This window comes from Zavarzinia sp. (genome assembly GCF_049306435.1).
Taxonomy (GTDB): domain Bacteria; phylum Pseudomonadota; class Alphaproteobacteria; order Zavarziniales; family Zavarziniaceae; genus Zavarzinia.
Map to the genome: position 1 here is coordinate 1 of NZ_JBAQRT010000016.1, position 10,139 is coordinate 10,139.

Genomic DNA, 10,139 nt, shown 5'->3' on the forward strand with positions numbered 1-10,139 from the left:
TGACCTGACCCCCATGGTTCATCCAACTGGAAGCAGAGACCTGTGGTCAGAATTACGCATGGTGGCGATTGAAGCAAGGGGAGGGGCATGCCCCTCCCCTTGCTTGCGCAGGCCGGCGGCGTAGGCCGCCGGTGTCTCGTAGCCGAGTGAAGAATGCGGCCGCTCGGTGTTATAATCCGCGACCCAGTCGGCGACGACCTCGCGGGCATGGCGCAGGCTGAAGAACAAGGTCTCGTTCAGCAACTCGTCCCGCATCCGACCGTTGAAGCTTTCGACGAAGCCGTTCTGCATCGGCCGGCCCGGTGCGATGTAATGCCATTCGATGCCGAGGGCCCCGGCGAAGGCCAGCACCGCGTTCGAGGTCAGTTCGGTCCCGTTGTCGCTGACGATCATCCGCGGCCTGCCCCGCTCGGCGATCAGCCCGGTCAGCTCGCGTACCACGCGCCGACCGGAGAGCGAGGTGTCGACCACCGCTCGCAGGCATTCCCGCGTCACGTCGTCGACGATGTTCAGCACCCGGAAGCGACGGCCGTCGCCGAGCTGGTCGTGCACGAAGTCCAGGCTCCAGCGCTGGTTCGGCAGGGCCGGCAGCGCTAGGGGCGCCCTCGTGCCGACAGCCCGTCTCCGGCCCCGGCGGCGGCGCACCGACAGACCTTCCTCGCGGTAGAGCCGCTGCACCTTCTTCCGGTTCACCACCAGGCCCTCTCTGCATAACAGGATATGCAGGCGCCGGTAGCCGAACCGCCGGCGCTCCAGGGCCAGCGCCCGCAGCCGCTCCCTCAATGGACCGTCGTCGCCCCGACGCGGGCGGTAGCGGATACTCGTCCGATCCGCCCCGATCAACCGGCACGCCCGCCGTTCGCTCATCCCCGGCAGCTGCCGGAGGCGCGCGACGGCCTCCCGCTGTCCGGCGGGCGTCACCATTTTTTTGACAGCAGTTCCTTCAGCCCGGCGTTGTCCAGCATGGCGTCCGCCAGCAGACGCTTCAGCTTCGCGTTCTCGTCCTCGAGCGCCCGCAGACGCTTCGCCTCCGAGACCTCAAGCCCGCCGTACTTCGCCTTCCAGGCATAGAAGGTCGCACTCGACAGCCCATGGCGACGGCAAAGCTCCGTCACCACCGCTCCCGCCTCGGCCTCCTTCAGGATCCCGATGATCTGCTCTTCGCTGAACTGCTTCCGCTTCATCTCAAAGCCCTTCCTGCTCGGTCGGACTCTACTCCAGCTTGGATGAATTCGCGGGGGTCAGGTCACTCTAAGGTGCGACCCACATCAGCCTCCAAATTTTCCGTTCGCCGCTCTCGATGGTTCTCTGCGGCAATGCTCGGCCCAGGCGTCGAGGATTCACCGCCCACGACATGCAACGGTTCGACGATACCCGGCCCGCAGCGCTTCATCACTCTGTCGAACAGGTCAAGGTAACCAGGCAAACCTATAAGCTGAAAATCGTAGTGTATTTCTGCATGTTGGCGAGCCGCCCGGCCCAACTCCCGCCTGCGCGGTTGATCCGACAACAATGCAATGATACGCGCTGCAATGTCGCTAGGCTGAAGCGGATCTGCGAGCACGCCAGTTACTTCATCCAGTATAGCCTCCTCAACGGGCGCTGTCCTTGAACCTACAATCGCGCATCCCGCAGACATTGCTTCCAGCAATGACCACGACAGGACAAACGGATAAGTCAGATAGGCGTGAACGGAGGATACCCGCAGGACATCGAGATAATCGGCGTAGGGAAGCCGTCCGGCGAACCAGATGCGCGACAAATCGAGGCTGCCTTTAAGCTCAGCCAGCAAGGCTTCCCGCCAGCTAGCCGCCACCGGGGGACGCTTGCCGTAGTGCGCCTTGTCCGACCCAACGATCACGGTGAACGCATTAGGTCGTCGTTGCTGGATTTCCGGCAGCGCGCGCATGAAGGAATGAAAACACCGTAGAGGTTCCAATCCTCGCGACACATAGGTCAGGACCTCGTCGCCTCGGCCCAGCACACGCCCCGAAGGCAGGGGCAACCGGGCAGCTGGATCGGGGCGAATTCCAGATGTGTCTATCCCCTCGTGCACTACGGATATACCGCTACGGATAGCGGGCGGGAAAAGATTGGCCTGCCAATGAGTGGGACTGACCGCCGCGGCGGAAACTTCATAGGCCATGACGGATGGCAGATTGCGCAAGCGCAAAAACTCGACCTCAGAGGGATCGGAAGGAAACTCTGGATCAAAGTCCAGATCAGTCCCCGTCCGCTTGTAATAGAATTCCATGAAGGAGATGAGGCGCGCATCGGGAAATATGTCATGCAGGAACATCGCATCGCCCCACCCGGGGTGAGCAATGACGATATCCGGTCGGAACCCGTCATGTTTGATATCTTGCAATACCTGTCGTGCTGCACGGCCTCTTCGAACCTGCTGTGTAAACTGCTCGGTCCCCGCAAAGGCGCTATGCTCAACCCAAGGGAAGGCATCGTAATAGTGAACTTTCACCCCGGGAACCATACGCCCGTCCGCGCCCCTGTGACCAATGGCGAGGACTTCGAAATCCGGTCTGGCGGCCAGAGCGGCCGCCAGTTGGCCGAATTGGCCCGGAAAATTGGGGTGCAGAAAAAGGAGCCTCAAAGCCATTGCGATGGAACGAGCCTATTTTGCTTTCGCTGTCCTGGCGCCCGCCCCAACGACGCGCTGCCCCTTGGCGGCTTCAAGGCACTCGGCATAAGCGTCGAGCATCCATTTGCGGTCGAACGTCTTGGCCGTGCTTGATTGCCGGGCTTCCTGCTGCTCGATCTGGGCGAGGTAACGCAACAGTCCGAAGGCCACCAGTTCGGGGCTGTCACCCGTCAAGTCAAGCGGCCTGTTCGCAGATCCCGCAGGCCCATCTTCAACCCTGGCCATTCAATCCTCCTTCATCGCGTAGTCATAGAAATGATAGAGCGGATCCAGCAGATAGGCACCGATGATACGCGTCCCGGTGTTGATCTGGGCATTGACCGCCATGCCCGGCACGAGCAATGCGCCGCTGCGAGAGAGATCCCCGGGACTGATCGAAATCGTCGCCTCGAACCAGCTGGTGTTATTGTTGGGTTCGGTAAAACTGTCTGCTGAAATCTTGATCAGCTTGCCTTGAATCAGCGACATATAGCGTTGGCGATAGGCAAGGAGGTGTATTTCGACATCTTGCCCCACCGCGACACGGTCAATGTCGTTAGGATCAACCTTGGCCTTCACCACCAAGGGTTCGGACGCCGGCACAATCTCGAGGACGACATCCCCCGGTGAAACAGTGGCACCCAGCGAATGTACCTTCATGGCATATACGAAGCCGTCCTCCGGCGCCACAAGCTCCGACCGTCTCAGTCTCTCACGGGCAGATTCAAGCCTCGGTTCTATCTGCGCGATGACGGACTCGGCTTCATTCAGGTCTTTGGCGACGGTCTCGCGCCATTCCTTGTCAATCTGCCCGATCTGGAGTTGCGCCTTTGCGATCTCGTTTTCCGCGCCAGCAACATCAGCCGCCATGGATTGGATATCGCCCACAAGACCAGCTTCGGCCCGCTGCAACGCGAGCACCCGCGATTTCTCGACATAACCCTTCTTGAGCAGGCCAAGCAGAGTACTCAACTCCTGACGGATAAGAGCCAATTGGGCCTTGGTCGCAGCCGACTTTCCCTTGAGGCCCTCTATTCGGCGATGAAATCCTTCAATCTGTTGATGCAGCAGATTGATATTTCCATCGTAAGCATTTCTTCGGGCCTGAAAGAGGGAGACCTCCTGCAGGAACAATCCACCGAACTCCGGGGTCTGACGCAGCGCTTCGATCTCAGGTGGAAAGGTTATCTGTGCAGTGCCCGAGGACTCGGCCCGCAGGCGCGCCAGACGCACTTGAGTTTGCACGCGCTGACTGTTCAGGACCTGGACCTCCGCTGCGGTATCCGACAGGTCGAGGCGGATGAGTACCTGGCCCTTGTGCACGAGATCGCCTTCCTTCACGAGGATCGCGGCAACCGGCCCCCCTTCCCTATGCTGCACGGCCTTGCGATGCCCCTCGGCCGCTATGACACCGACAGCTGACGATGCGCTGGATACTTTGCCAAGGCCCGCCCAAGCCCCGAATCCGCCAACAAGCACGACAAGCGCGACACCGCCGAACAGGACGATCCAACGCGGCGAGTCCGAGACCTTGCCTTGTGCGATATTCGTTCCCGTATCGATCAGAGCCATCACGCACCTTCCTTCGCAGGCACTTGATCGACCGAATCGCGCGGCACAATGGAGATATGACTGCCAGGCCGCATCCGCTGCATGATTTCCGCCGCCGGGCCACTCGCCACGATGCTGCCGTCGCGGACATGCGTGATCGTATCGAAATCTCTCAACAGATTGGGACGGTGCGTCACCATCAGGACGGTCGTGCCGCGTTCCCGCAGGGCTGCGACGCAGGCCATGAGCCGAACCTCACCCGGGCCGTCCAAGTTGGAATTCGCTTCGTCGAGCACCACCACCGAAGGATTACCAACCACGGCGCGGGCAAGGCCGATCATCTGGCGTTGACCGCCTGATATATTGACGCCCCCTTCGCCGACAGGGGTGTCATAGCCAAGGGGCAGCCGCAGGATCAACTCGTGCGCGCCGGCCAATTTCGCGGCCGCGACGATATCCGTCTCATCGAACATGCCAAACCGGCCGATATTGTCTGCAACGGTCCCGGCAGCGAGACAAACCTCTTGGGGCAAATAGCCAAGATAGCGCCCCAACTCGCTCCGATCCCAGTTGCGGATTTCGGCACCGTCCAGCCGGACATTCCCCATGGTTGGGTGCAAGTTGCCAACCACCAGGCGAATGATCGTGGACTTCCCCGACCCGGAGGGGCCGATCACGCCATGCGCTTTGCCGGCGTCATATTTCAAATTGATATTGCGCAGAAGAGGCTTGCTATTGCCCTTGATAAAGTAGTGCACGGCCGCAAAAGTAATCTCGCCATGGGGACGGGGCAGCGTCATCCCCTGCTGCTCCGAAGGCTGCGTTTCCCGCAATAGGGCATTGAGCCGCTCCAGCGACTGCCGGGCTCGCAGGCGCCCTTCCCAACCACTGACCAGACTCATCGCCGGTTTAGCTGCAGCGCCAAAAAGTATCGTCGACATAAATGCTATGCCTGCGGGTATATTAGCTTCAATCACACGCACTATACCAGTGGAGAGGAGAATCCCCTGTGCTCCCATTTGGCCCGCATTCATGAAGGCATTCATGAAGGACGACCGCGTTGCTGCCGAAAGCTGTGCGCCGATCACCAACTGCCTGGAGGTCTGCCAGCGCGCCAGCAGGCCCGGGAGCATACCCATGGGCAGGATGGCTTCGCTGCTGCGCAGATTGGCCTCGATGAACCGCTGCGATCGGTTGGATTCCTTGTTCGCTTGCTCCAGCGCCTTCTTGCTGATCGCTGTGTTTGCAATGGTCATCAGTGCGATGGCGATCAGACAACCGAGGGCGACCACACCGATGACCATATCTGCTGCCATCAACACACCAATATAGAGTCCGGCCCATGGCAGGTCCATCTTGCTCTGGAGGCCGGGGCCGCAGAGGTAGAAGCGGACGTTTTCCAGATCGGCAAGGGCTTGAGTCCCTGTCTCGCGATGCTGGGTTCCGCTTCTATCGATCAATGCACCGCATACGCGGTCTGACAGGCGTCGATCGACGCGCGCGGCCGCCCGTGCGAGCAGCAGGCTTTGCAGCCACATGAACAGGACCTTGCATCCCATTGCCAAGATAAAGCCCAAGAACAGCACAATGAGTGTATCAATGCTACGACTCGAAGCCACACGATCGTACACTTGCAACGTGAATATTGGGTATACCAAAAATAGCATATTAACCATAATTGAATACATAACCGCAAAAATGAAATGAACCCTGCACGCCCTCAACGCATCTTCGAGCTCAGGGGCGAATTTTGAGGCAAATTGAGATTGATTTTTGCTCATCAACGCCTCACTTCCATCGCAGTTTTTTTATCTTCAATCGCACAATCAGGTGTATTTCCTCGGAAATTCCTAGTTTTTCTTTGACGAACTTTCCCAAGAGGGACCTCAAACTTGGCCGAACATGCAAGATCGAACGTCCATCCAACTTCGGACAACAAGATGTTGTCCAATGGGTGAAACTCGTCGTGGCCAGCGCGTTCGGCAGCCAGGGCCGCCATGAATGGGCTCTCTTTCCAGGTCAGCCTCTTGTCGCGCAACGCCAGGATCAGCGCCTTCAATCCTGCTGACAGGGATGCAACTGGCAGATCCAGACGGGACAGCACCCTATGAGCCACCGGCGAAAGCCGCCAGAAGATCGCCAGATCAGCGTCGACGGCCTGCAAGGTCCCAGGTGCCACTTCAAGGTCGGGTGTCTCACAATCACCTTCAGCCTGAGCGAGCGGATCCGTGAGCCCAACGGACAAAGGAACGACCCCCGCGCCAAGCACCAGCACTCTTCGCGCGGATTCCACCAGGGCGACAACCGCCTGCAATGCCGTGAAAGGTTCCAACCGGCGATGCGGCGTCACCACGACGAAGGTCAAGCCAAAACGCATGGCCCAGCGTTGCAGCAGGGGCCGCACACGGGATTCCGTATCGGGCTCCAGCAGCCCGATACGGACGATACCTATGGTGCCGCGGGCGACGAGAAAGAGCCCAAGGACAGTCTGGGCGAGCGCATCCACATCACCGGTGAAGATGATGATGGCGTCGTGAAGCGGGCCTGGCGCAATCACGGCTGCGGACGACCCGGCTGGTGCGACAATTCTAGTGGAAACGGGGATTTGCTTTCTGCGCCCGCGCGAGCAAGGAAGAATGACCTGGCTGACATAGGCATCGTCATACAGACTTTCAGGCCGCCAGCTGACCAGCGCCTGCCAGGCCGGATCACTGTCGAGGTCAGAAACGCACAGCCATTGGCGATCGGCATGACCACAGCATCGCATGGTCGCAATCACGGCACCGCTGCGGGGCGCGGCGCCAGGCGTTGCAGACCATTTGCCGACAAGAGCGAAACGAATTCCGCCGGTGGCCGCAGGGTGCGTGAAGGTTGTCGCCGCCATCGTGGAGCCAGCACCGTCCTGTCGATGCAGCTGAAATGAAAAGCCCTCCGGTAAAGCAGCCTCAGCCTCGCCGAGAACAGTGATCGCATTCCCCACACTGAAGATCGCGGCGACCCGAATCCGGCAACCTGGGACTGACAAATTTGCAGCCACCGGCAGCTGCAGGGCCTGAAACAATTCAGCGGACATCCCCTTGCCCGAAGCAGACCACAAATCCGCCAATTGACCGCGCTCGCCCGATGAAACCCCCGCAAGCCATTCCTCGAAGGCGCTCCAACCCCGCGCCGCCCCACGGCCGAGGTCCAGTTGTATCAACTGGCCGCCCCATTGAAGAAAAGCACCCCGCCAACGCCCCTCTGGCAGGATCACCACCAGGACCCCGCTTTCGGTAACCGTCGCCGCCGCCTCAAGGGACTGGATTTCATCTTCGGCAAAGACGATGACGCTGGCCTGCCGAACGCCGGAGTTGGCGTCTGGGAACGTGGCAGTAACCACAACGTGACCTGGTATGGCGAAATGGCTTGTCACTCGCTCCCCCCAGGCGGAACTGAGGGACAGGAAGCGGTGCAGAGCATCATGCGGCAGCTTGCGCTTGCGTCTGGCCATGTGCCGCACCAGTTGCGTCACGATCTGGCCCAGTTCATCGCTCCATAGAGCATCTGAGAAAATGGCGGCAACGGACGAAACACGACCGTCCTCCAACCTGACCTCCACGACGCCAAGGCCGGACACCCGTCGTCGCTGAACGATCACGATCCAGGTCGCATGGCCCTGAGCGAAAATCCTGAATTTATTATCAATCGGTAAGTCATGGTCGCCGGCTCGGAGACCATGAATGACCTGCCCCTGCACAAGGCGACAAACAACCGCCGAAAATTCCGCGGATATGGGAACAACCGACACGTTCTGGACAGCGCCCATTCCTATGATCCCAAAAGGGCGGAATTTGGAAGAGTTTCCAATCCCGCCCCCGAAGCATGTGAACCGTTCATCAACCTCAGAAATGGAACCAGTTGGCATCCACTTCCGAAAGCCCAACGCCCTGGATCTTGAAGGCCGTGCCATCTGGGGCCGAAACCAGAACACCACCCGCGACCTTGGTAATCGTGAGATCCGTCAGGCTGTGGGCCCCGGTCTTGTGCACGTCGATCACATCCTCCACGGCGTTGAAGTCGCGGATCACATCGACATGCGCGGCGTCACCGCCATACATCACGAAGGTATCGGCACCGGCACCGCCCTTCAGCAGATCGATGGCCATGTCGTTCGCGCCGCCAAACAGCGTGTCCGCCCCCGCGCCACCGTCGAGTTGATCCGCCCCGGCATCGCCGAACAGCGAGTCGTTGCCATCGCCGCCAAACAGCTTGTCGTCACCGGCTCCGCCGTAGAGTGTGTCATTACCCGCATCGCCGTAGAGCGAGTCATTGCCCTCGCCATCTCGGATGAAGTCATCGTCGGCACCGCCGGACGCGTAATCGTTACCGCCGCCGCCGTAGATACTGTCATTGCCAGCTTCGCCAAGGAGCCGGTCATTGTCATTGCCGCCCGACAAGGTGTCGGCACCATCACCACCGTAGACCGTGTCCGCACCGGCGCCCCCCGACAAGGAGTCGTCGCCGCCACGACCCAGCAGATAATCATCGCCGTTGGCACCCAACAACGTGTCATTGCCGTCCCCGCCATCGACACGATCGTTGCCCGAGCCAGCGTTCACCGAGTCATCGCCGTTGCCAGCGAGAATGGTATCGTCGCCGGAGCCCGAGGATACCGTATCATTGCCGTCACCGGCTTTCAGGGAGTCCGAACCGGCACCGGAAATGATGGTGTTGTCGGAAGTGTTGCCGACGAGGGTGACGCTGTCCCGCGTATCCGCGATCAAAACTTCATAGTTGGTCGGAAGGCGGAAACTGCCATGGGTGAACAGGACGTCGACACCATCGCCCCCTCCCCTGACCGTATCACCCGCCCCCAGAATGATGATGTCATCGCCCGACGTCCCGCTCAGCGTCTCCGCAACGGGCGAAGACCCGTCTGCAGCGATTACCGTAACGTCGAAGCCAGACGGAAGACTGTTGTTGAGGACAGCCAGCTCAGAAGCCGTCAAGGCATCACTGACTGTCGCCGGTACCGTTGCCATATCGACCCCCCGATTCAAGTTAAAATTGCCAACAACTTACACCATACTCCAATAAAAATACATTGCAATGCATTAAATCGGCGTGAGATTGAAGTATTTTTTTTGATATTTCTATTTTTCAATTCATCGTGGTTCTTTTTCTATAAATAGGACAACGCCTTACAGCATTTCCCATTTTTGAACCACTAACAGTCGAACCCCGCCATACTCTCAAGTTCCGTTAATGCTCATCTACCGCCTCAGTACCAGGAAGTAGTGCATTGTGGGCCGGAGACTAGCTTGTGCGCCTGCGAGATGGGACACAGGGAGTAAACAGGATGCTCGCAAAGGCCGCATCCCCCGTACGGGTGACGCTCAAGATTTTTAAGATTCCGCCCCTGCTACCCATCGAGTCTCCCGATCCAAACATGTTAAAATTAGAAGATCTGATACCGGTTTCACGAAGCGCTGACTCGTGGGGGATTCCCAGCGGGGTCGAATTTCTGATTCAAGGGAAGCATGGCAATGATGGAGGAGCCTTGCGAGGCCTTCGGATCAGGGACGACTGAACCGCGCCGGGTTTGTCGGAGGCCAATCCTTTTGAGAGGATGTGGCGATGACGAACGAGAGTGCGATGAAGTTTTCCTCCGAGATGCGTGCCCGGGCGGTGCGCATGGTGCAGGACCACGAGGGAGAGCACCCCTCGCGCTGGGCGGCGATCTCGGCAGGGGCGGCCAAGGTCGGCTGCACGGCAGAGACGCTGCGGCTGTGGCTCGAGAAGGCCGAGCGTGACAATGCGGACGGCGGCCGTACCGGCGATGTCGAGGCCCGGCTGAAAGCGCTGGAGCGCGAGAGGCGGGAGCTTCGGCAGGCGAACGAGATCCTGCGCAAGGCGTCGGCTTATTTTGCCCTGGCGGAGCCAGGCCGCCGACACAAGCCATGATCGCCTTCGT

At 59.6% G+C, this 10,139-nt stretch carries 7 protein-coding genes and 2 pseudogenes; 1 reads left to right on the plus strand and 8 read right to left on the minus strand.

All coding sequences use genetic code 11. The features are described 5' to 3' along the window. Positions 1-18 precede the first annotated feature (18 nt). The 8 genes and pseudogenes from WAZ62_RS00895 to WAZ62_RS00930 all read right to left on the minus strand — a co-directional run. Positions 19-933 (minus strand): annotated as a pseudogene (locus tag WAZ62_RS00895) (IS3 family transposase); the annotation flags it as partial. Continuing rightward, positions 918-1,184, minus strand: a complete 267-nt coding sequence (locus WAZ62_RS00900) for a transposase (RefSeq protein WP_422641649.1) — start codon at positions 1,182-1,184, stop codon at positions 918-920. The gene WAZ62_RS00900 and the pseudogene WAZ62_RS00895, both read right to left, overlap by 16 nt. Positions 1,185-1,246: 62 nt before the next feature. Beyond that, complete coding sequence (locus WAZ62_RS00905; protein WP_422641650.1) at positions 1,247-2,614, minus strand: glycosyltransferase; 1,368 nt, start codon at positions 2,612-2,614, stop codon at positions 1,247-1,249. Between the two features lie 15 nt (positions 2,615-2,629). After that, entirely contained in the window at positions 2,630-2,881 is a 252-nt protein-coding gene (locus tag WAZ62_RS00910) for a hypothetical protein (protein WP_422641651.1), read from the minus strand. Further along, on the minus strand, positions 2,882-4,207 hold the full coding sequence (locus WAZ62_RS00915) for an HlyD family type I secretion periplasmic adaptor subunit (RefSeq protein ID WP_422641652.1): 1,326 nt from the start codon (positions 4,205-4,207) through the stop codon (positions 2,882-2,884). It lies immediately after the preceding gene. Next, positions 4,207-5,967 carry a type I secretion system permease/ATPase gene (locus WAZ62_RS00920; RefSeq protein ID WP_422641653.1) on the minus strand — a complete coding sequence of 587 codons (1,761 nt, stop codon included), beginning with the start codon at positions 5,965-5,967 and terminating at the stop codon, positions 4,207-4,209. Before WAZ62_RS00920 ends, WAZ62_RS00915 begins: the two co-directional genes overlap by 1 nt. Then, on the minus strand, positions 5,967-7,991 hold the full coding sequence (locus WAZ62_RS00925) for a hypothetical protein (protein WP_422641654.1): 2,025 nt from the start codon (positions 7,989-7,991) through the stop codon (positions 5,967-5,969). The genes WAZ62_RS00920 and WAZ62_RS00925 overlap by 1 nt, the downstream gene beginning before the upstream one ends. A 76-nt stretch (positions 7,992-8,067) precedes the next feature. Beyond that, a complete protein-coding gene (locus tag WAZ62_RS00930) occupies positions 8,068-9,207 on the minus strand; it encodes a calcium-binding protein (RefSeq protein ID WP_422641655.1) in 1,140 nt (379 codons plus the stop codon). Positions 9,208-9,802: 595 nt separating this feature from the next. Here WAZ62_RS00930 and WAZ62_RS00935 point away from each other — a divergent pair. After that, positions 9,803-10,139, plus strand: a pseudogene (locus tag WAZ62_RS00935) (transposase); the annotation flags it as partial.